The following is a 23,022-nucleotide window of genomic DNA, read 5'->3' on the forward strand; positions in this document are numbered from 1 at the left end:
GCATGCCTTGTCTGCGAGCGCTTCTACACCGTTTCGTTACGCAACCTGGTGAAATATGCGGACTGAACGGATGAGTCTCATTGGAAGTAATAGACTCCGGTTCTGTTGCATGTTCTCTTTCAGTAAGATTCCTCTGTTTCAACTTCTGTTTCTATAAGAATGTAAACCTTCGAATAATCCACAGGATTGGCAAGGTAAGCCAGAATTCCGTGCGGGGATATTCTGAAAGCGACACTGCTGCCGTATGGAAGGTCTGGCGCATTACAGGAATAAAGATACTCTCCCTCTATGCTGTAAATGTCGAAGAGTGGTACAAGGATTCCACCTCTGCGTGCCCAGATCCGTTCGCCATCCGTTTTGATATCTGTAACCGCGTCTGCCCAGGCATGGAATTCAAACTGATCAGCATAAGAAGGATCGCGACCGTTTCTTCGCATCGCAGCCCGCATCATTTCCCGTTCTATCTCGATTTCTTCTTCAGATCGCCTTGTTCTTTCGAATGGTCGATGGATTTCCCAGTCGATCTCACCTTCTGGAGTGTAACAGGTAATAATGTATTCCTCAGCACTCAGAGGCGAAGAGATAACTCTTCCATCCGGAAGTGCACAGCAGTTGATTGCCGTGCTGCGGAATACTTCCTGAGGGTTTTGCTGGTTGAATTCACCCCTTCTTGAGAAATAGGTGAGTTCCGGCTCGGTTTCACCTGGTTCCCACCTGTGAAGGGAGTTGCTGAGGTTCCCCTCTTCATTATTGAAGATGAATCTTGTTCCCACGATATGACCGTCATCAAGGATCACCGGGTTATTTGGGGGATTCGGAATGAAACCCGACAGTTCATGACTGAATTCAAGAAGGGAATCGTAGAAAATGAATTTGCCACTCATCATATCGGTAACCATGAAGCCGCCACCTGGTGAAGGTGTTATTCCGGAGGGAGCGGCATACTCACCTGGTCCTTCCCCCTGCCTTCCACCGGAGCAGATGTACTCTCCCCCGGAAGAGAACATGCTCATCCTCATAGAAGCTATATCCCCTATAACGACGTTTCCGGCTGTGGTGAAATCAGCTGCTCTGATAACACCGAACACATAATTGGAATCACCCATCTCTATCCCGATTGAATCAACAGGTACGAGAATGGTCCGTAGTGTGTTTTCTACTGATGATACTGATTCGGGGTCTGCATCTCCACCGGTGCAACCGATGATGAATAACAGTATCAGGATCAGAACCGGGTTCAGCATTTTCATAATCAGCCCCTCTTTAAACTGGTTAATCAGCGTATTGCGGATATTCTACACCCTCCGTCCAGTAGGGGTAGACATCCGGCATTCGCTGCCACTGTGATCCGCATTCATGCATGAATGCAATGCAGTCATCAGCGGCTTCGAACAAGCTGCCCTCCAGTTCCTCCGGAGTGAAAGAAAGCCTTATCTCGAGGGCGTTCTGAATCTGTTCATCTGTCATCCCCAGGAAGTGCGCTGCTTCAATTGCTTCAGCGGAAAATCCGTTTTCCTCGAGATTATTCAGATATGCCGAAGCCATGGCAACGGTTATGTATGTGTCCTGCAATCCTTCCGAACGGCAGACATCGAGAAGACAGTCGAACCTGTCAGCTGCTATATCCATGAATAAACCGGAAAGATCCTTGTAGAACACGTAGCATAACGCCTGTTCAACAGCCCAGAATTCATCATTGTCATTAAGCGCGCCGCCCATCCTGTCCAGGGATATCTGCGCAGCATCCATAACCGCAATGAGTCCCATGGCGGCTTCAGCGAAGGAGTTAAGCGCGGCAGCTTTCCGAGGTGAAAGCCCGTCCCCCGGTATGAGGGAATCAACATGAACGACTATAGGAATTGCATACTCAGTATAATCCGATCTTGGAGGGTCCATGCCGAGAGCCTTTATGGCATCACTCCACTTGTCAATCAGCATGTCAAGCATATTGCCGGAGATCCAGCCTAGTATCTCGGACCCAACATCAAATATACTGGTAATATCTATCGAAATAATACCGGCTGCTGATGAAAACATATCCATTGAATCCCTGATCTTCTTAATCGCTTCATCGACCTGTTGAGGAGATTTACCGGTTGCTATACCCAGCCTCTGCCTTGCTGAGTTTCCGGGCTGTGCTACACCTATCGGTGGCTTGAACCAGGGCAGAGTACGCGATCTGTACGGTGACGGTGGTGGTGGCGGAACAGGGCAGTCCTTGAGCCAGGGCAGATCCTTTCGCAGTCCAGCACCGCCGGCCTTAGTGAGAGTATTTCCGTATGAGAGTTCAGTGTTCTCATCCTCTGGAACCCATAGTTCTATCCGGGTATGACTGTATCCGCTCGGGAAGTATCGGATGTAGTAACCATTTGGATGCCAGGACCATCTGCCTTCAGGAATATCTCTCTCATTGTACTCTTCGGGAGGATCACCATGGATGATCGCGATTTCTTCCAGTTCCTCGTATGAGGATTCAGCTCTGGAAAGAGTGTTTCTTATTCCGGCTTCAGCTTCCAGCACTGACCTGACCGGTCCGGTAATGTCTCCGAACAGATCATCCATCATACCGTCTGGAATAAGTTCCAGCGCCCCGCCGTTGATTTCGAAGATTTCCTCTGGAGTAAGCAGAATAAATGCATTACTCTGCATATTATCATTCATATCAGAGAGCTTGCATCTTGCGAGGATTGCCCAGATAAGTGATTGAACATCACGTTGAGAAATTTCACCATGATCGGATGAACGATCCAGGATCGCCTGAATAATATCACTTCTGCTCCCTTCCAGAGGCGCGTAAATGTATCCGTTGCCTCCGGTATCGGAAACGTAAGTACCGGCATGAAGACAATAGCTTCTTGCTTCAAGTTCATAAGCTCCCGGAAGAAGGAAGATCAAGCCATCTGAATTCATCGGCATATCGTACAGAGGAGTAAAGAACTCCGGTTCAAAGCCGTCCATTTCAGGACGTTCGAAAACGGCATCTTCCAGTCCAGTTGTTATCACCGGTTCCTGTTCAAGAAGATCTCCGAGGTCAGGGAGATCAATTGGAATGTCAGGTATCGACGGGATCGAGAACTGTGCCTGTGCGGCTCCGGATACCAGGAGGAGTGTGACAAGTAAAGACAGTTTATATCTCATGGCTGTTTCCTTTCAAAAAATGTTACTCAAACTAATACAACTTAAATCATGGTGACTGCATGGGCAAGTCCTCTTCAGATAATCAATTCAGGCTGGTATCCTGAGATAATTTCAGTGACACTCATTAATTGCTGGAGTAGATTGCAGGTTAGAAGCAAAAGAACATCTGAAACGAATCTGATTGGAGAAAAAATGCCAGGTAATCCTGTTATCGAATCGCTTATGCAGAGGAAATCCATCAGGAAGTACACAACTGAACAACCTTCTGATGAAGTTCTGGAAGCAATCGTACGTGCCGGTCAGCAGGCACCGTTCGCGATGCAGCTCGGCAGTTTGCTGCTCTCGCGGGATATTGAAAATAATGTATTCAGATCACCTCTCCAGTTTACCATATGTGTGGATATACACAGGATGGAGAAGATCATGGACAGGCGGGGCTGGAAGAGAGAAGCATCCGATCTGTTTACACTTCTGTTTGGGATTCAGGATGCCGCATATATGGCTCAGAACATGGTTACTGCCGCTGAAAGCTTCGGTCTGGGAAGCTGCTTTATCGGCAATGCTCCATTCATGGCGGGGAAGATAAGGGAGGAGTATGAACTTCCGGAAAGGATCTTTCCACTGGTCATTCTGACGATGGGATATCCTGCGGAGGAACCGCCTGTCAGACCCAGGTATCCTGTGGAATTTCATCTGTTCGAAGACAGATATCCGGAATTCACTGATGAAGTCGTGTCTGCCGCGACGGAAGAAATGGATTCGGGTTTCCTTGACCAGGATTATTACAGGAATGCCGGTTACATGATCCCTCTTGAAGATGGGAGGGAGGAGACCTGCAACTTCGATAATTATTCATGGACAGAGCATATCTCCCGGAAACTGGGACAATGGGGAAAGGATCCAGAGGATCTTCTGCAGAATATCAGAGAGTGCGGGTTCAATATCTGAACGGCGTTTGCATTCTGCGAAATGTAAACATATGTTCAGTATTATATTAATCATTGCCGGGAGGGGTTTCTTTGATCCGAGAGATACAGACCCGCACCATTATTAACAGAGTAAGCGCTCCTGATTCCTGGTTCGGTCTGCATTACAACATGAACCTTTACCGGGGGTGCAGTCATAGGTGTATCTACTGCGATTCCCGCAGTGAGTGTTACGGCATTGATTGTTTCGATAGAGATGTGCTGGTAAAAACAAACGCTGTTGATCTTCTGAGAGACAGGCTTCCCCGACTGAGAATCAAAGGCACAATAGGAACAGGCTCGATGAACGATCCGTACCAGCCTGTTGAAAAGAAGATCGAACTCACCCGCAGGGCACTCGAAGTAATCGCAGAGAACCATTTTCCGGTTCATGTAATCACAAAAAGCGATCTTGTCCTCCGCGATGCAGACCTGCTTGAGAAAATCAGTAAGGTTTACTCCGCAGTTACTTTTACTGTAACAACCGCTGATGAGACACTTGCCGGGAAACTCGAGCCTTTTGCTCCTTCTGTGACGGCGCGGTTCAAAGCGATGAGACAGCTATCGGAGCGTGGCATTCATACGGGAATCACTCTTATGCCGGTTCTACCTTTCATAACGGATAATCCGGCAAATATTCTTGCCATTCTTGACATGGCAGCTGAATCAGGTGCGGAATACATTATTCCTTTTTTAGGCGTTACTCTCAGGGATGGTCAGAGAGAGCATTTTCTGAGGGAGATAGAGCAAGTGTTTCCCGGCATGAACCGGAAATACAGGGAACATTTCGGAAACATGTACCACTGTACGGTAAGCAACGCAGGCCTCCTTGAAGGAATACTCAGGGAAGCCTGCGATAAAAGATCGATTCTTCTTGAAATGCCCTTTTATGATCCTTTCGATAACGGACAGATGGATCTGTTCTAGACCCGCATCCGGAACCAAAACAGTGCCACCCACCATTAAAACGACAAACGAAGGCTAGAACTCATATTCCAGCAATGCCAACAGTTCTAAAACTTCCACTATGAGGTGCCGGAAATTCTGCTTTTACTCCACGAGTTCGAGAGTATAGAGTTTCTGATATCCGTCAGCCGGGTCAAGGGACCAGGCAAGTATCCCGTAATCATCAACCTTGACTTCCCAGAGCAGACCGGAATATCCTGAGATCGCAGGTATGTTAACAGTGAACAGGTGGTTTCCATCGAGATCGAAGATATCGAATGTAGGAATTTCCTCAGTTCCCCTGCGGACCCAGAGTCTTTCCTGGTTATCAATACCCATTGAATGAACCATCCATCGGAATGGATCAGGTTCGAAGTTGGTCCGGGCATTGTATCCCATATTCCTGGCTCTCTGGTTATAGAATGCGGCTTCATCCTGTATTTCCGCTTCGGATTTCTCTACACGAGGCAGATCAAGGGATATTTCAACGAATTCATTTCCATCTGCGTCGAAACCGGTAACAAGGTATTCTTCTGAGTCTCGAGAAGCTATGAATACGATACCATCATAATTGGAAGCCCAACCCCTGGATAAATAGCCTTCCTCAATTATCAGCGTGAAATCGTCGAAATTGACCGGTAATGAGTTTTCCCAGTAAATCAGAGACGGCTCTGTTTTATCGATATCGAATCTTCCGACTTTCGTATTCATAATAAACTGTCCGTCAATTATGTCAAAGGTGGTCAACAATGCTATGTACCTGCAGCTGTCGGCGGCAGTCATATTAAGAACAGGTTCCCTGTTAATTTCCGCGGAAATTCCTTCCCATTCACCATCCGGAAGGAACGTATGGATACCGCCTGCCTGCATATCCATCATAGCGATCCTGCCATCGGACAGTCTCACCATCGAGAGTGGATTCACGAATTCACCAGGGCCGGTTCCACGCCTGCCGAAACTTCTGACGAATTCCCCTTCAGGTGTGTACTCGCGAGTGCAGCATGCCGGTCTGTCAAGAATCAGAATATTACCATCTGCAGAGTGCGAAGAGCTTTCGATGGATCCGAACACATAATTTGAATCGCCCAGTTCGACTCCGATGGAATCAAGAAAGACGAGTTCTCGAACGGTCTCGGGTTCAGCAACCAGTTCGGCAGTATCGGTTTGTTCACCGCCGCAGGATGCCAGCAGTGAGACAAGAAACAGCAATGAAACAATTGGAAATAGATATTTCATAATAACCTCCATGGAAAGTTCAGTTAAAAAGGTAATATATGGATCAGCCGCAAATGTCTAGATTGCATCTGAGTAAAGGTTGACCCATACCTGCGGGAATGAATAGCTTATAATGTATAAAGTATATCAAATGACTGGAGGATAAAAATGCTGCTGATGCTATGTCTTCTGGCTTCCGCTCCGGATACCCTGTGGGCAAATGTTACAAGCGGAGGTGTTTATTCAACCGTATCCCTCGGAGATCTGAACGGTGACAGTGTTGATGATGTTGCCTGCGGAGTGAATTTCTGGGATGAGGAGCCGACTCTCTGGTGTCTTTCCGGGTCTGACGGAAGTGTTATCTGGACAAGTGATCAATACAATGGAATCTACCAGGATGAGGGATTACTTGCCGTTTCTGATGCGAATAGTGATGGGCATAAGGATATCCTCATGGCTACTCCGGGCGGATATGCCCCCCCGGGAAGATGCCTTATCCTGATTTCAGGAATTGACGGTTCTCTTATCTGGGAGTGGAGCGCCTACAATAATATTCCATCCGGAGCCGGCTGGGGTTACAGCTGCGCTGAAATGGAGGATCAGACAGGTGATATTGTGCCTGAATTCATTGGCGGATTCGGCTCTACAGGATCCGCGAACAGCTCTGCTGCCGCATGTCTGAATGGTGCTACAGGTGACACTCTCTGGACAAGAACCGCAGCGGACGCGGTCGAGGACATACTTGTTATTCCGGATGTTACCGGAGACGGAGTTCAGGAGGTTTATCTGGGAATAGGCGGAAGCGGTTATGCGGACAATACGCTTGAGCTTGTTGATGGTTCTGACGGAACTCTGGTCTGGGGTCGGAACGGCGGGGGAGATGTCATGTGTGTGTCCGCCCTTGACAGGGAGGATACTTCTCCCTGGCTGGTGAGTTCTTCATTCGACGGCGGTGTGCAGTGCTATACCCCCGGAGGAGATTCTATATGGGCTCGAGGTCTTGGCGGTTTTCTTCTTGATGTGGAGGGCGGCCCTGATCTTAATGGAGATGGAATTGCTGAAGTAGCTGTCGCCGGAGACAATTCAGGTACGATATGTCTTGATGGAGCGACTGGCGTAACACTGTGGAGCTATCCTACAGGAGCGAACACCTGGAGTGTAGTCTGGTCTGATTCCGTCTATCATGAGGGCCTGTGGATTCCCTGCATTTCCGGGGGGAGCGTTAACGGTAAAAAGATTACACTCGTGAATGCTCTGGATGGCTCTCTGATCTGGGAGCAGTCTTTTACGGAAAGAGTATATAACGTTTCAAGTGTATATATGACGAACCTTTCACCCTCAGCAATAATAATTGCGGGATTACAGGATCAGCAGAGCCAGCCGTATCATGCATGGGCATTTCTTTCGTCTATTGAAACATCCTGTGAGGAAACTTCTTTCAGCAGTTATTGCGGAAATCTGGTGGAACGGAATCCCGCCATAGGAATCATGAATCTGAATCCTCCGGAGGGAATCTGGAGGTTTGAGATATACGATCTGACCGGAAGGCTTGTCTGGGAGGATGATATTTCTGAAGTCAGGTCAGTTAATATCTCAGGGTGGAGTGCAGGTTGCTATCTTGTTCGTGCTTCGTACGGGACCGCTTTACTTACACGAAGAGTTACTGTTCTGAAGTAACTATGTGTGGAATATAAGCAGGATTAACCGAATCCCTTATGTGACAGGCTTGACATTGAAAATAGTATACATATGTTTACTATACAATCATGCTCAATGTAAGTTGCGCTAAGGGAGGGCAACATGAATCCGGTAACCAGGCGTTATGTAAAACGATACAGGAATCTCTGGAAAAGGGGCGAGGCTTACCGTAAAGCAGTATCTCAAGATAGTATTCGTGCCGGATTCTATGCAAGGCAACACCGTTTCGCCCGATCAGAAGCGATGGGGAAGAACTATTTCTCCGAATACACCGAAGAAAAATACGATTCGGTCACCGAATGTCTGGCTTGCTACAGGTGGTTCATAATACCTGATCGACTGAGGCAGGCTTCAGGAAGATTTGATGTAACCAGTATTGATGAACTGCTTGATCTGGCCGGCTACTCCAAATCCCTGATAGCTGAAGAACTGTTTCACATGATCGATTCCTGTCTGGAGTCCGGTGTTTGCCTCAAGAGTGACCTCGAAATGATTCGCTGCGCGTACAATGGTTTATCCGGATTTGAAGATCTTTTTGTGAACAGGATTACCGATTGGGGACCTGTCGGATCTGATCGGAGTGCTATTACCGTTCAGCAGAAAACAGAATTCATTCGAAAAGGTTTTAACAACCCGCAGATATATTCACATGCGGATGTATCCTGATGTGATACAGTCCGGAAGTTCGTAGAACACTTGTTTGTTCGCACATAATTATTGTCTATAATACTTGCGTTGTCTTCTCGGTTTCTTTCGAGAAAAGAGATCTATTCCGTTATTTGTTTGGTAATCTCAATCTGGAGGTTCAGAGATGGATAAGGGCTTCAACGCTTTTGAAATGGCACAAAAACAATTCGATCAGGTTGCAGACCAACTTGATCTTGAGCAGGGAACAAGAGCATTTTTACGCTGGCCGATGAGGGAATATCATTTCATCATTCCTGTACACATGGATGATGGTTCTGTACAGGTATTTCGTGGATTCCGGGTACAGCACAGTGATGTTCGCGGTCCCTGTAAAGGTGGAATAAGGTTCCATCCACAGGAAACCGAGGATACTGTCAGAGCTCTCGCGACATGGATGACCTGGAAAACCGCTGTTGTCGATATCCCTCTTGGAGGGGGCAAGGGCGGTGTTATCTGCGATCCTCACGAACTTTCAATGAGAGAGCAGGAACAGATCTGCCGCGGCTGGATCAGGAATGTCTGGAGAAACATCGGTCCCGTTCAGGACATACCTGCTCCTGATGTAATGACATCTCCACAGCACATGCTCTGGATGATGGACGAGTACGAAACGATAGTTGGCGGGAAGTATCCCGGTGTTATCACAGGGAAGCCCGTTGGGAGCGGTGGATCTCTTGGAAGAACAGAGGCCACGGGATACGGTGTGATTTACACCGTACGGGAAGCGTTAACCAGAATGGGACTTGATATCAGAGAAACTACCATGGCCTGCCAGGGCTTTGGTAACGTAAGTCAGTACGCGGCTGATCTGTTCATCAAATATGGAGGTAAAGTAGTCTGTGTATCCTGCTGGGATCAGAGCGATATGACTTCTTACACCTACCGTAAAATGGATGGAATAGATATTGAGTTTCTGCTGAGCATCACTGACAGATTCGGAACGGTAAATCCCGAAAAGGCCATGGCAGCCGGATACGAACAGCTTTCCGGAGATGCCTGGATTGAAACCGAGGCGGATGTTCTGATGCCGGGAGCCCTCGAAAACCAGGTTAACGGTGAGACAGTTAACAAAATACATGCCAGAGTGAAAATCGTTGCCGAGGGTGCGAACGGCCCGACAACACCTGAAGCGGATGCTTACCTGAAAGAGAACAATATCTTTGTGATTCCGGATTTCCTCTGCAACGCAGGAGGCGTTACCTGTTCATACTTCGAACAGGTTCAGAATAATATGAACTACTACTGGGAGAAGGATGAAGTCCTTTCCAAACTTGATACAAAAATGACTTCAGCTTTCCATGCTGTTGCTGATCTTGCTGACAGCCAGTCAGTATATATGAGAGACGCAGCCTACATGATTGCTATCGACAGAGTAGCAACTGCGGCACGAATGAGAGGGCTTGTCTAGGCAACCCCCTGATGGGTCATAAGCATCATCCGACATGCACGCTCTGGTTCGTGTCCCCGAATAATGCCCCTGCCTCTACCTGTTTCTGATTCGGAAAGGATATCTGATGACTGAAAAAGCCGTAACTCCACATGCAAAATTAAAAGATGAAAACAAACCCGAATGGAAAATCATCGTTGATCTTCTTGGAGATACAGATCCAGTTCTGCTGAAGCGTTTGAGCAGGAAGATGATGAACTACCTTTTCAAACGGAAAGTCAAGAAAATATCCGAGATTATGGAGCAGTTCCATTTAAGAAAAGCAAATGGAAACAAGACGGGTGATCCTTATGGAGAAAATCAACCCGCGCCCAGGATTGATTACCAGGATCTGGAAAGCATCACAAGCCAGGTTTTCAGCGTTGCTGAAGAGGAACTGTCACCTGAGGAGCTTTCTCAAGCTATCCACAGATGGCTCCGATATGAAAGCACCAGGTTTCTTTCTGTAATTGCTGACCGCAGAGATGTTCCTCTGGGACAGCTCAGGGAAGCTCTGGAAAAATATGTTCTGCTTCCGGACAAAAACAAAAAGATGGACAGAAGCGAACAGAGGGGCATAATTGTAGACATTACAAGGCGAATATTCAACGATGATCTGCAGTATATCAACACGATCAGCAAACATGTCCGGATAGAGGATTTCAGTGAAGTGCTTGATCATACTATCGGGCCTCTCAATGGTAACGGAAAAGTCGGCGGAAAAGCTTCAGGATTGTTCCGGGCTCAAAAAATTCTTGATTCACACAGAAAGCACAATGTAGTACTCAGGAATCTCAGGATACCAAGAACGTGGTACATCTCATCCGATTCTATTCTGGAGTTCATTCATTACAATGCGCTTGAAGAGATGCTTGCAATCAAGTATTCGGATACTGATGAAATAAGGCAGGAATACGAGCTTCTGGAGCAGGTATTCAAACATTCCCAGCTTCCATCATGTGTTCTGAGCGGTTTGAACTTTGCGCTGGACCATCTTGGTTCATCGCCTCTGATAGTCAGATCATCAAGCCTTCTCGAGGACAGCTCCGGTGCTGCTTTCGCTGGGAAATACAAAAGCCTTTTTGTTGCCAATACAGGCACCAGGAAAGAGAGACTGGAAGCCATTTCTGACGCGATCCTTGAAGTATACGCAAGCGTATTCGGTCCTGATCCCATTGAGTACCGCCGCGAACGGGGATTGCTGGATTTCAATGAAGAGATGGGTATTCTTATCCAGGAGGTCGTCGGCAACAGGATAGGCAAGTACTATTTCCCACCTCTTGCCGGTGTGGCATTCAGCCGGAACGATTACAGATGGTCTCCGAGGATCAAAAAGGAAGATGGAATGGTCAGGCTGGTTACCGGGCTGGGAACAAGAGCTGTAGATCGAACAGGAAAAGACTTTCCTGTTCTCATGAGTCCCGGACAGCCAAAGATCAGAATCAATGCAGCTGAGGAGGAGATACTTCGCTACGCACAAAAGCATATGGACGTGATCAACCTTGAGAAAGGCTGTCTTGAAACCGTCAGCGTAGAAAGCATTATCAAGGAATGCGGCAGTAAATTCCCATGTCTTTCCTATATAGTCTCCATTGATGAAGGTGACCACATCCAGCTGTCTCCGGGTTCGATGTTCAACATTGAAAACAAGGATACAGTGGTAACATTCCATAATCTTCTCGAGAAGAGCCCGGTTCCTTTACTTTTTAAGACAATGCTCAGTATTCTCGAGGATGAAATTGGTATGCCGGTTGATATTGAATTTGCGTACAGCTCTGATATACATACACCTTACCTGCTTCAATGCAGACCGCAGAGTATTGGAGACGGGCTTGCAGACACATCAATTCCGAAGAACATCCCGAAGGACGATATACTTTTCACAGCGGACAGGTACATCATGTCCGGTCTATGCCATAACATAGAATATCTTGTTTATGTTGATGGAGACGAGTATGACAGGATTTCATCAAGAGAAGGGCTTCTTCAGGTTGGTCATATAATAGGACAGCTGAACAAGAAACTTCCCAATAAGAAATTTGTGCTGATCGGCCCTGGAAGATGGGGAAGTAAAGGTGATATCAAGATGGGTGTTCACGTTGGCTACTGTGATATCAACAACACTGCTATGCTGATAGAGGTTGCAAAGAGCAAACAGGGCTATGTACCAGATCTTTCCTTCGGAACCCACTTTTTCCAGGATCTTGTAGAAGCTAATATCAAATATCTCCCCTTATACCCGGATGAACCAGGAGTGATATTCAGAGAGGATATATTCAGTACATCCAAAAACATACTTCGAAAGCTTGTAAGTAATGCGGAAGAGTTTGAGCAGGTTATCAAGGTTGTAAAGATTTCAAATGAATTTCCCGGAGCGTCTGTCTGTATAATAATGGATAGTGACTCCGATTCAGCACTCGCGTATCTGAAGAGGTGAGAAGGGGTCGGACGTCCGACCCCCCCAGGTTCTAGACTACGCCCTGAGCCATCATGGCATCGGCGACCTTGCGGAAGCCGGCTGCATTTGCTCCAAGCACATAGTTTCCAGGATCACCGTAGAATTTTGCTGCTTCGTAAGCCTGGCTGTGTATACTGATCATGATGTTATGAAGTTTCTCATCGACCTCTTTGCGGGTCCAGCTTGAGAATATGGCGTTCTGTGCCATCTCAAGACCTGAAGTCGAAACTCCACCGGCGTTAGCGGCTTTTCCTGGGCCATATAGAACCTTGTGGTCAAGGAATATGTTTACACCCTCAGGAACCGTAGGCATGTTGGCTCCCTCGGAGACAAGGAAGACGCCATTGTTGATAAGGTTCTGAGCATCCTTCGCGTTGATCTCATTCTGTGTAGCACTCGGGAATGAGCAATCCGCCTTATGATCCCAGAGAGGATTGTAGTCGAGATCAGGATCGACAGCTGTGTAGACAGCGTTCGGATATTTCTCTACGTATTCCTTTATTCTGCCTCTTTTTACGTTCTTGAGGTCCATCACATATGCGAGTTTATCGGCATCGATACCGTCCTCATCGTAAATGTATCCACTGGAATCTGAAAGAGTGACCACTTTACCACCGAGTTCTGTAATTTTCTCGGTAGCAAACTGGGCAACGTTACCTGATCCCGAAACAAGACAGACCTTATCCTGGTAGCTGTCACCACGTGTTTTGAGCATCTCTTCGCCGAAGTAGACAGCGCCGTAACCGGTGGCTTCCGGTCTGATAAGACTTCCGCCATACTCGCGGCCTTTACCAGTGAGTACGCCGCTCCATTCATTGCGAAGCTTTTTGTACTGTCCGAAAAGGAAACCGATCTCACGTCCGCCAACACCAATATCGCCTGCCGGAACATCAGTGTTCGGCCCGATATGACGGAAAAGCTCGGACATGAAGCTCTGGCAGAAGCGCATTACTTCAAGGTCGGATTTTCCCTTGGGATCAAAATCGGATCCACCTTTACCGCCACCCATGGGGATGGTTGTGAGAGCGTTCTTGAAAACCTGCTCAAACGCGAGGAACTTGAGGATGCCAAGGTTCACCGAAGGGTGGAATCGAAGACCGCCCTTATAGGGTCCTATAGCACTGTTCATCTCGATACGGAATCCACGGTTCACATGGATCTCTCCACTGTCATCTACCCATGGAACACGGAACATGATAACGCGTTCAGGTTCAACTATACGCTCAGGAATTTTCGCACTCCTGTATTCAGGGTGCTTATCAAGCACCACTTCAAGCGATTCAAGGACTTCCTGTACAGCCTGATGGAATTCCGGCTGAGAAGGATCCCTCTGTACTACCTTCTGGTAGAGTTCTTCGAGCATTTTCAGTCCCCTTTCAAAGGATAAGTTGAGGTTTCAATAGGATCAAATCTTTACAATGAATGTGTTAGCTTAATCGAGGACGTATCACTCTGTCAATAGCATACCAGTTTTCAGGAATACCGGGTGTTTTATATCTTTACTTGACCTTATGCTTTGTCGGAAGATATGATGCTGACTTGGTGCGCTTATCTGTAATTACATCTGGAGAGTTTTCTTTAAGCAAAGAATCCAGTATCAGCGAGAGGAACTCGTGTGACGGAACTGATCAAGGGAAGAAAAAAAAGGCTTCAGCTGAGGAAAATTGAATCCCGGCTGGACAGCCTTATGAAAACCAGAATTCGGAATATCCTGCTCATATGCAGTCTATATGATTACTATATGATAGAGGAGGATGGAAGACTTGGTGACCTTCTTGGAAACACCTACACGATAAGTGACGCAGGGAATATTCCTGTAATTACTCAGATATCAAATGCTGATACCGCCCTTGAACTTCTCGGAAAAGACGCGGGGCAAAGTATTGATCTTATCATCTGCATGGCAAGAATCGGAAGTATGGATTTTCCTGAATTCATCAGGAACATCAGGACTATTCGCTCCGATCTTCCGATTGTTGTACTGGCTCACAGCCCTGAGGAACTGTTGAGGCTGCAGGAAAAACACTGGACTGATGAAACCAACAGGGTTTTCACCTGGCTCGGGCGCGGAGAGACTGTACTTGGAATAATCAGACTTGTTGAGGATTCAAGAAACGCGGAGCATGACTGCGCTGAACTTGGAGCGCCCTGCCTTCTGCTTGTTGAGGATGATGTCCATTTTTATTCAAGATATCTGTACGAGGTTATGACCATAATACAGGAAAGAACCATAGAAATTCTCGACAGTTTTTCATCTTTTACAAAAAGAAATCTCAGAGCCAGAACCAGAACGAAAGTATTGATGGTTACCTCACTTGAGGAAGCTGAGAAGATACTGGAAACTCATGGAGACGCGCTCATCGGAGTGATCACCGATATGAAATTTCTCAGAAAAGGTGAACTGGATGAAAAAGCGGGAAAAATTCTTATCAGGAAGATAAAGGAAACTCTGCCGGAAATGCCCGTTATCCTGCAGACATCTGAATCAAAAGGGCAGAAGATCGCTGCCGCGCTGGGTGTTGAATACATTTCAAAGAACTCACCGGCGCTGATGAGCGATCTCAGAAAATGTCTTGCAGAGTCCTTCGGATTCGGCGATCTTGTCTTCAGAAATGATGATGGAGAGATCATCAGATCAGTTTCAAATATTAAAGAAATGAATCAGCTGATCGATAAAATACCTGCTGAATCTGTTTATCGGAGTTTGAGTACCGGCGAGCTGGTGCGCTGGCTGAAGATACAGACAGAACTTGAACTCGCATGCAGGGTACAGGAAAATTTATCAATGAACGGAACCCCGCTCGAAGTCAGAACCGGACTGGTTGATATTTTCAGCGATTTCAACAAAGAGAGCAGGCGGGGATATGTGTCAAATTACAGCAGATCCTTCCATGAGGATCAGATTCTTTTCAGCAGACTGGGATCAGGTTCAATGGGTGGCAAAGGAAGAGGGCTGGCTTTCATTGATCGGGTGCTGGCAGCCAATTTTGATGAAAGCAGATTCAAGAAAGTACATGTCTCTGTTCCACGTACACTTATAATAACGACGGAGTTCTTCGATAAATTCGTGTATCAGAACAAATTGCTGGAATTTGCTCTTGAATGCGATAATGATCTCAGAATTTTAAGACAGTTTTTAAAGGCTGACCTTCCCCCGACCATTCTCGGTGATATCAGAGACTATATCAGAGCAGTCCGGTCACCGATTGCAGTGAGATCTTCAAGTCTCCTTGAGGACGCGATGTATCAGCCATTCGCCGGCATCTACGCCACAAAAATGCTTCCGAATAATTCCCGGAGCGAAGACAAGAGATTCAATGAACTGGCGGATGCCATTAAATTCGTTTACGCATCCACATTTCTCAAAGCCGCGAAGTCATATATCACAGCGACGAACCACCGCGTGGAGGACGAGAAGATGGCTGTTCTTCTTCAGGAAGTTGTTGGCAGGAATTACGGACATTCCTTCTACCCGCATTTCGCCGGAGTCGGCCGGTCTTATGATTTCTATCCAACCGGTTCCGCAAAACCGGAGGATGGAGTTGTAAATGTCGCGCTGGGACTTGGGAAATCGATTGTTGATGGTGGCGTATCACTTCGGTTTACGCCGAAGTTCCCGAGGGTTCTTCCTCAGTTCGCAACTCTCAAGGATATGATGAACAACTCTCAGCACAACTTCTATGCTGTGAGTATGGGTCACTCCGAATGGAGTTCTTCCCTTGATGAGGATCAGTACCTGATTCTGCAGGATCCTGGAGTTGCGGAGAGTGATGGAACCCTGGAATACCTGGCTTCAACGTACGATGCGGCTAATGAGAGAGTACTGGATGGCATCACACGATCCGGACCCAGAGTGATCAACTTCGCGCATGTACTCAAGAATAAAGTCTTTCCACTCGCCCCTCTTACTGATGTGCTGCTTACTATGGGCGAGGATGCTATGGGGTGTCCTGTAGAGATCGAGTTCGCGGTTACTCTCGGCAAAAAGCGACCCCTTCCAGCTGAATTCAGTCTGCTCCAGATAAGACCCATGGTGGTCAGTGACAGGCTGGTGAAAGTAGATCTGACCAATATGGAGAAAAAAGAACTCTTCTGCTGGACGGACACAGCGCTCGGTAATGGAATAATCGATACGATCAAAGATATTGTGTATGTAAAACCGGACCAATTCGATGCATCTAAAACCCGTGCAATTGTAAAGGAAGTGGACAAACTAAACAGAGAACTGAGCAATGAAGGTAGATCTTACATGCTCATCGGACCAGGCAGATGGGGTTCAACAGACCCCTGGCTTGGTATACCGGTAACCTGGAGCCAGATTTCAGGAGTGAAGGTTATAATGGAGGCAAGCCAGCAGAATATGAATATCGATCCATCCCAGGGTTCTCACTTTTTTCAGAATATGACTTCTCTTGGCGTTGCTTATTTTACGGTGTCTCATGTCAAGGAAAGTAATTTTATCGACTGGTCATGGCTTGATTCTCAACCGGCCGCAGCCGATGGCGAACTCCTGCGTCACATAAGCCTTGAGTCGCCCGTAAAAGTAATGATTGATGGACGGTCCGGTAATGGAGTAATGGTTAAACCATAACATCGCTGCAACAGTGCGAAAAAAGTGAGGGAGTTGCATATGCACGAGATCCTTTTTAAAGAGGAGATTGGACCTGACATTCATCTATATCGGTTCCATGCGCCCGATGTGGCCAGGTTCAGAAAGCCCGGCCAGTTCGTGATCGTAAGGATCAGCGATGAGGGAGAGCGAATTCCAATTACTATCGCTGATGTAAACCATGACAAGGGTAGTATTACTCTCATCGTGCAGTCAGTCGGGAAGACAACTCTGCAGATGGCCGGGATGAATGTAGGCGACTCAATTCCGGACATAACCGGCCCTCTTGGAGTTCCGACACATATTGAGAAAGTAGGGAACGTACTCTGCGTTGGTGGCGGTATCGGGATTGCTCCATTGTATCCTGTTGCGAAAGCAATGAAGGATATCGGTAATCGTGTGATCAGCATACTCGGCGCGAGATCCTCAAATCTTCTGATTCTCGAGAAGGAAATGAAAGAAGTGAGCAGCGAAGTGCTTATCACAACGGATGATGGAACAAAGGGCCGCAAAGGACTGGTCACGGATGCCATCAAGGAACTTGTCAGTCAGGGTGAGAAATTCAATCTGTGTGTTGCTATGGGACCGCCAATCATGATGAAATTTGTCAGCCTTCTTACGAAAGAACTTGATATTCCAACTATTGTCAGCCTGAATCCTATCATGATCGATGGTACTGGCATGTGCGGAGGCTGCAGAGTAACTGTGGGGGGTGAGACGAAATTTGCCTGTGTTGATGGACCTGAGTTCGATGGACATCAGGTTGATTTCGACGAATTGATGAAACGTCTGACGATGTACTCATCGCATGAAAAACAATCCCTTGACCGTTATTCGTCAAAGACCGGCTGCAAGCTGGCCAGCGTGCTGGAGGGGGATCAGGAATGAACATCAAGGAAAGACTTAAAATTCCGCCAACCATGATGCCCGAGCAGGATCCCGCCGAGCGGATCACCAATGTGGAAGAGGTTCCCCTTGGTTATACCCCGGAGATGGCAATGCTGGAAGCGAAGAGGTGTGTTCAATGCAAAACTCCGTTCTGTGTGGAAGGATGTCCTGTCGGAATTGATATTCCGGGCTTTATCAAATTGATAGAGGACGGAGATTTTCGTGGGGCGATAAACAAGATGAAGGAGAAGAACCTCCTCCCCGCCATCTGCGGCAGGGTATGCCCTCAGGAGGAACAGTGTCAGCTGGTCTGCACAATAGGAAAGGCACAGAAAGATCCCTGCAAAGCCGTGATGATCGGGAAACTCGAACGGTTCGTAGCGGACTGGGAACGGGAACAGGGAGAGTACGATCTTCCGCCCGAAGTCAAACCTTCAGGCAGAAAAGTTGCTGTTATCGGTGCAGGGCCTGCTGGTTTGACGGTTGCCGGCGATCTGATCAGGTTCGGACATTCCGTGACAGTGTTTGAAGCGCTTCACAAGGCTGGAGGAGTGCTGGTTTACGGTATTCCCGAATTCAGGCTCCCCAAAGCAATTGTCCAGGGGGAAGTTGATTATCTCGAGAAACTAGGAGTCAATTTCCGATACAATTTCGTTGTGGGCAAGACAGCTCCGGTGAGTCAGCTTATCGAAGATTATGACGCAGTATTTATCGGGACCGGAGCAGGGCTTCCGCGATTCATGAGGGTCGATGGAGAAAACCTCCTGGGTGTTCTATCCGCTAATGAGTATCTGACAAGGGCCAACCTGATGAAAGCTTACAGTTTTCCGGAAACCGATACGCCTATAGTAACAGGGAAGAAAGTAATCACTGTCGGCGGCGGAAACGTTGCTATGGACTGCGCCAGAACTGCACTGAGAATGGGCGCTGCCAGATCGCTTATCGTTTACCGCAGAGCAGAGGAACAGATGCCGGCAAGACTCGAAGAGATTCATCATGCCAGGGAAGAAGGAGTTGAATTCCACCTTCTGCAGAACCCCGTCAGTCTTATCGGGAATGAGGCCGGATGGATATCTGGAGCCAGACTTATTAAAATGGAACTGGGAAAACCTGACTCTTCCGGGAGAAGAAGACCTGTTCCCATTGAAGGGTCAGAGTTCATCGAAGAGACCGACGCGCTGATTGTCGCGATAGGTAACAGTCCAAACCCTCTAGTACCGGCTTCATTCCCGGAGCTGGAGGTCACAAGATGGGGCGGAGTTGTTGTCAACGAGTTAACAGGTCAAACCTCTGTTCCAGGCGTTTTTGCCGGAGGTGATATTGTACTCGGGGCTGCGACGGTTATTCTCGCGATGGGACACGGCCGGCGTGCAGCAAAGGCGATGAATCTGTATCTGAATTCCGGTCGCTGGGTCGATCTGGACAAAGCAATGGACCTGTCCAGAGCTGAAGTGCGATAACCTGTGATGTTCTTGACTTTACTGAATGTGGAACGTAGCGTTCCCCCATTCATTCAAATATGCCCTAAAGAAGGAGGAATCCATTGAAAGGCCGCGTACTTATTATTGACGATGAAGCTGAGATTCGACGCAATCTTACAGTAGGTCTTACTCAGGAAGATTACACTGCCGTTGCCTGTCCTGATGGTATTTCCGCGATTCATGAACTGAATCAGTCTCGAGAAAAGGGTGTAGCATACGATTATCTTATTACTGACATATTCATGCCGGATATCGATGGTCTGAAGATACTCAAGGTGATAAAAAATCAGTATCCCGACCTTCCCGTTCTCGTAATTACGGGCTTCGGGGATGAGAGACTGATGATGACCGCGCTTTCAGAACAGAACACCGGTTATCTGGACAAGCCATTTGAAATATCGGATCTTGTAGAAGCTCTTGAGGAATTGTCTCCTGGGAAAACAGGAACCGAAACAGAAGAAGCTTCAGTTGATGACGGTATGCGGGAATCGGTAAGCGCCTACCTGACCGTGAAGATAACGGAACCTGACAGAAGCATGGAGATATTTGATATCCTTTACAGGATGGATGGTATCCAGTCATGCGATGCTGTGAGAGGTGATTTCGACATAATACTTCTCGTTCAGGCTTCTTCGACTGATGAAATCCAGGAGATATTCAGCAGAGTCAAAGAACTGGACGGCATTGAAGTGCTGTCCATGTCTCAAATTGAGCGTCCAAAGCTCGACAGAGATGTAGACTCCTTTATCGATACATACCAGAAGGCCGTCAAAAGGGACGTTCAGGCAGAAGCCAGAAGACAGCCGGGAACGATGAGTTATATCATCGTTGACATAGATCCGGATGCGATTCAGCAGATATTTACAACGGTTTTCTTCATCGATGAAGTTGTCTTCTGTGATGTTATCGAAGATGGTGCTAAGCTTGTCGGTATGATTACCGGTCATGGAGCCATGGGGAAAACTCCCCGGATCATTGAGAAACTGAGTCAGATTGATGGTGTTCTTAGAGTTCGTGAAGCCAAAGTAATAAATCTTATTGATGACTGATGGCCGCTCAATCTTTTCAGGGTTGTCATCAGGATAATGAAATTAAACCGGTTTATGATCTGAATCTGTTGTAGCGGACCGAAAACGGAATTCGGGTCAATGAGAGGAAGTGGTGATCACGGCTACAATGAGGGAGAATTTCAGTTACAGGCTATGGAGATATGACGGAGCACCCGGTGAGCTTATCCCTCTTCTGCAGTCTGCCCAGGAACACTTCGGTTACATACCCATCCGCGCGATCAACTACATTTCCGGAGTAACCGGAATACCTGAGTCGGATATCTATGGAGTTATTACTTTTTACAGTCAGTTCAGACTTCGCCCCATGGGTAAGTACATTATTCGTGCGTGCGCCGGAACTGCCTGTCATGTATCCGGGGCTAAAATGATTATAGAGACTATCGAGGATGAACTCGGGATCGAAGTCGGTGATACATCGGAGGACGGGATGTACACTCTGAATACGGTAGCCTGCATCGGCTGCTGTTCTCTTGCGCCTGTTATAATGATTAATGACGAGACTTACGGTCGGCTTACACCTGCATCGCTGCGGAAACTTCTTCGTGAACATATCCGTAAGACCGGCGCAAAAGCCGATTCTGTCGTAGGAGCATCCTGCGGCGGTTAAATGTTTCGATTTATGAAATCCATTTGTGAAAAACGTCTGGAGCGCTGAAATGAAGACAATTGTAGTAGGTATGGGAACATGCGGTCTTTCCGCCGGGGCCAGGGTTGTGTTCGAAAAGCTGGAGGAGCTTGCAAGCGCGAATGCAGATATCTGCCGGCTGACAATATCCGGATGCATCGGCATGTGCTATCGGGAGCCTCTGGTGGAAATCAGGGATGGCGTCCGCAGAGTCTTCTACGGAGGAGTCACCACAGAATCCGCTGAAAAGATCTTTGAGAGCAATGTGCTGAATGATAATAGAATTGAAGACAACAACCTGGTCTACGTTATCGAACGGGACGGATCGACTTCCGGTTCCGAAGCCGGTTTTCTTGACCTTCAGGAGAGAATAGTCCTCCGCAATTGCGGTACGATCAATCCTGAGTCCATTTCAGATTACATGGAATCAGGCGGCTACGAAAGCCTGAAAGAGATTCTTTTCAAGTGGTCTCCTGAGCAGATAATTCAGGAAGTGAAGAATTCTGGACTTCGTGGAAGAGGAGGAGCCGGATTTCCTACAGGTCTGAAATGGTCCTTTGCCGCCTCAAACGAAGCTGACAGAAAATATGTTGTATGCAATGCCGATGAGGGTGACCCCGGCGCGTTTATGGATCGTTCTGTTCTGGAGGGAGATCCTCACTCCGTTCTGGAAGGCATGATCATCTGTGCCAGAGCGATCGGTGCGGACTTCGGTTATATCTACTGCAGAGCGGAATATCCCCTGGCTATTCACCGGCTTGAAATAGCACTGTCAGAAGCCAGAGAGAAGGGCTATCTCGGCAAAGATATACTGGGTTCCGGCTTCAATTTTGACATTAAAATCAAGCAGGGCGCGGGAGCGTTCGTCTGCGGAGAAGAGACAGCGCTTTTTGCCTCGATCGAAGGCGAACGCGGAATGCCCCGTATTCGCCCCCCTTTCCCAGCGGAAAAAGGTCTCTGGCAGAAGCCCACCAATAACAATAATGTGGAAACCTACGCCAATATTCCATGGATAATAGCGAACGGCGCTGACGCATACGCTGCTTTCGGAACAGAGAAAAGTCCCGGCACCAAGGTTTTTGCCCTTGCGGGGAAAGTCGTTCACGGAGGTCTTGCCGAGGTTTCAATGGGAACCACAATAGATGACCTCGTCTTCAGGATCGGCGGAGGCATCAAGGAAGGCAGGGAGTTCAAGGCAGTACAGATGGGCGGTCCATCCGGCGGCTGTATTCCAGCCAGTCTGAAGAATACTCCCGTGGATTTCGAATCAATACCTGCCACCGGAGCCATCATGGGCTCAGGCGGAATGGTTGTAATGGACGATACGACCTGCATGGTCGAGATTGCAAGGTTCTTTCTGGATTTCACACAGAACGAATCCTGCGGTAAATGTACTTTCTGCAGGATCGGCACGCTCAGGATGCTTGAAATTCTTGAGAGACTGACCCGTGGTGAGGGACTTCCTGAAGACATAGAAAAACTTGAGCAGCTTTCAATTCAGATAAAGGAAGCAAGTCTCTGCGGGCTCGGGCAGACAGCTCCCAATCCTGTACAGACAACGATACGATATTACCTGGATGAATATCTGGCACATATCAACGATAAACGGTGTCCGGCAGGAAGCTGCCTAGCTCTGGTCGAATTCAGTATCGATGCTGATAAGTGTGTCGGATGTACGATCTGCGCGAAGAATTGTCCGGTTGACGCAATCTCCGGAAAAGTCAAAGAACTACACGTTATTGATCAGGAAATCTGCGTGAAATGCGGCAAGTGCATTACAAGCTGCAATTTCAACGCAGTAATTACAAGGTAGGAGC

At 47.5% G+C, this 23,022-nt stretch carries 16 protein-coding genes; 12 read left to right on the forward strand and 4 right to left on the reverse strand.

The features are described from left to right. Nucleotides 1–119: 119 nt before the first annotated feature. Together K8R76_01910 and K8R76_01915 are read right to left on the reverse strand one after the other, a co-directional pair. Entirely contained in the window at nt 120–1,250 is a 1,131-nt protein-coding gene (locus K8R76_01910; GenBank protein MCD4846928.1) for a hypothetical protein, read from the reverse strand. 22 nt (nt 1,251–1,272) lie between these two features. Next, nucleotides 1,273–3,138: a hypothetical protein gene (locus K8R76_01915; protein MCD4846929.1), complete on the reverse strand. Its 1,866-nt coding sequence runs from the start codon at nt 3,136–3,138 to the stop codon at nt 1,273–1,275. A 192-nt stretch (nt 3,139–3,330) separates the two neighbouring features. On the opposite strand from K8R76_01915, the gene K8R76_01920 reads away from it, so the two are divergent. Next, nucleotides 3,331–4,086, forward strand: a complete 756-nt coding sequence (locus K8R76_01920; protein ID MCD4846930.1) for a nitroreductase family protein — start codon at nt 3,331–3,333, stop codon at nt 4,084–4,086. Nucleotides 4,087–4,157: 71 nt separating this feature from the next. Continuing rightward, entirely contained in the window at nt 4,158–5,030 is an 873-nt protein-coding gene (locus K8R76_01925; protein ID MCD4846931.1) for a radical SAM protein, read from the forward strand. 123 nt (nt 5,031–5,153) lie between these two features. On the opposite strand, the gene K8R76_01930 is transcribed toward K8R76_01925, so the two are convergent. After that, nucleotides 5,154–6,284, reverse strand: a complete 1,131-nt coding sequence (locus tag K8R76_01930) for a hypothetical protein (protein ID MCD4846932.1) — start codon at nt 6,282–6,284, stop codon at nt 5,154–5,156. 147 nt (nt 6,285–6,431) lie between these two features. Between K8R76_01930 and K8R76_01935 the strand changes: the two genes are divergently transcribed. The 4 genes from K8R76_01935 (at nt 6,432) to K8R76_01950 (ending at nt 12,511) form a co-directional block, all read left to right on the forward strand. Further along, nucleotides 6,432–7,940 (forward strand): PQQ-binding-like beta-propeller repeat protein, encoded by a 1,509-nt coding sequence (locus K8R76_01935; GenBank protein MCD4846933.1) that lies wholly within the window; start codon nt 6,432–6,434, stop codon nt 7,938–7,940. Nucleotides 7,941–8,063: 123 nt separating this feature from the next. Beyond that, nucleotides 8,064–8,627 carry a hypothetical protein gene (locus tag K8R76_01940; protein MCD4846934.1) on the forward strand — a complete coding sequence of 188 codons (564 nt, stop codon included), beginning with the start codon at nt 8,064–8,066 and terminating at the stop codon, nt 8,625–8,627. A 145-nt stretch (nt 8,628–8,772) separates the two neighbouring features. Continuing rightward, nucleotides 8,773–10,056 (forward strand): Glu/Leu/Phe/Val dehydrogenase, encoded by a 1,284-nt coding sequence (locus K8R76_01945; protein ID MCD4846935.1) that lies wholly within the window; start codon nt 8,773–8,775, stop codon nt 10,054–10,056. A 106-nt stretch (nt 10,057–10,162) separates the two neighbouring features. After that, nucleotides 10,163–12,511 (forward strand): PEP/pyruvate-binding domain-containing protein, encoded by a 2,349-nt coding sequence (locus K8R76_01950; protein MCD4846936.1) that lies wholly within the window; start codon nt 10,163–10,165, stop codon nt 12,509–12,511. A 31-nt stretch (nt 12,512–12,542) separates the two neighbouring features. Here the strand turns inward: K8R76_01950 and gdhA are convergent, their stop codons facing one another. Next, a complete protein-coding gene (gdhA, locus tag K8R76_01955; GenBank protein ID MCD4846937.1) occupies nt 12,543–13,895 on the reverse strand; it encodes an NADP-specific glutamate dehydrogenase in 1,353 nt (450 codons plus the stop codon). A gap of 252 nt (nt 13,896–14,147) precedes the next feature. On the opposite strand from gdhA, the gene K8R76_01960 reads away from it, so the two are divergent. The 6 genes from K8R76_01960 to K8R76_01985 all read left to right on the forward strand — a co-directional run bounded on the left by K8R76_01960 (nt 14,148) and on the right by K8R76_01985 (nt 23,018). Continuing rightward, nucleotides 14,148–17,123, forward strand: coding sequence for a histidine kinase (locus K8R76_01960; GenBank protein MCD4846938.1), 2,976 nt, complete (start codon nt 14,148–14,150; stop codon nt 17,121–17,123). A 39-nt stretch (nt 17,124–17,162) separates the two neighbouring features. Next, nucleotides 17,163–18,029 carry a sulfide/dihydroorotate dehydrogenase-like FAD/NAD-binding protein gene (locus tag K8R76_01965; protein ID MCD4846939.1) on the forward strand — a complete coding sequence of 289 codons (867 nt, stop codon included), beginning with the start codon at nt 17,163–17,165 and terminating at the stop codon, nt 18,027–18,029. Continuing rightward, entirely contained in the window at nt 18,026–19,489 is a 1,464-nt protein-coding gene (gene gltA, locus K8R76_01970) for an NADPH-dependent glutamate synthase (protein ID MCD4846940.1), read from the forward strand. The genes K8R76_01965 and gltA overlap by 4 nt, the downstream gene beginning before the upstream one ends. Nucleotides 19,490–19,572: 83 nt before the next feature. Continuing rightward, nucleotides 19,573–20,559 (forward strand): response regulator, encoded by a 987-nt coding sequence (locus tag K8R76_01975; GenBank protein MCD4846941.1) that lies wholly within the window; start codon nt 19,573–19,575, stop codon nt 20,557–20,559. A 127-nt stretch (nt 20,560–20,686) separates the two neighbouring features. Further along, entirely contained in the window at nt 20,687–21,187 is a 501-nt protein-coding gene (gene nuoE, locus K8R76_01980) for an NADH-quinone oxidoreductase subunit NuoE (protein MCD4846942.1), read from the forward strand. A gap of 49 nt (nt 21,188–21,236) precedes the next feature. Further along, a complete protein-coding gene (locus K8R76_01985; protein ID MCD4846943.1) occupies nt 21,237–23,018 on the forward strand; it encodes an NADH-quinone oxidoreductase subunit NuoF in 1,782 nt (593 codons plus the stop codon). Nucleotides 23,019–23,022 lie beyond the last annotated feature (4 nt).

Origin of the sequence: Candidatus Aegiribacteria sp. (genome assembly GCA_021108435.1) — a bacterium.
Classification (GTDB): domain Bacteria; phylum Fermentibacterota; class Fermentibacteria; order Fermentibacterales; family JCC-6; genus Aegiribacteria.

Coding starts and splice junctions, on each gene's coding strand:
- K8R76_01945 (MCD4846935.1), top strand. CDS start 8,773: ATGGATAAGGGCTTCAACGCTTTTGAAATGGCACAAAAACAATTCGAT.
- nuoE (MCD4846942.1), top strand. CDS start 20,687: ATGAGGGAGAATTTCAGTTACAGGCTATGGAGATATGACGGAGCACCC.
- K8R76_01920 (MCD4846930.1), top strand. CDS start 3,331: ATGCCAGGTAATCCTGTTATCGAATCGCTTATGCAGAGGAAATCCATC.
- K8R76_01915 (MCD4846929.1), bottom strand. CDS start 3,138: ATGAGATATAAACTGTCTTTACTTGTCACACTCCTCCTGGTATCCGGA.
- K8R76_01965 (MCD4846939.1), top strand. CDS start 17,163: ATGCACGAGATCCTTTTTAAAGAGGAGATTGGACCTGACATTCATCTA.
- gltA (MCD4846940.1), top strand. CDS start 18,026: ATGAACATCAAGGAAAGACTTAAAATTCCGCCAACCATGATGCCCGAG.
- K8R76_01935 (MCD4846933.1), top strand. CDS start 6,432: ATGCTGCTGATGCTATGTCTTCTGGCTTCCGCTCCGGATACCCTGTGG.
- K8R76_01985 (MCD4846943.1), top strand. CDS start 21,237: ATGAAGACAATTGTAGTAGGTATGGGAACATGCGGTCTTTCCGCCGGG.
- gdhA (MCD4846937.1), bottom strand. CDS start 13,895: ATGCTCGAAGAACTCTACCAGAAGGTAGTACAGAGGGATCCTTCTCAG.
- K8R76_01950 (MCD4846936.1), top strand. CDS start 10,163: ATGACTGAAAAAGCCGTAACTCCACATGCAAAATTAAAAGATGAAAAC.
- K8R76_01930 (MCD4846932.1), bottom strand. CDS start 6,284: ATGAAATATCTATTTCCAATTGTTTCATTGCTGTTTCTTGTCTCACTG.
- K8R76_01910 (MCD4846928.1), bottom strand. CDS start 1,250: ATGAAAATGCTGAACCCGGTTCTGATCCTGATACTGTTATTCATCATC.
- K8R76_01940 (MCD4846934.1), top strand. CDS start 8,064: ATGAATCCGGTAACCAGGCGTTATGTAAAACGATACAGGAATCTCTGG.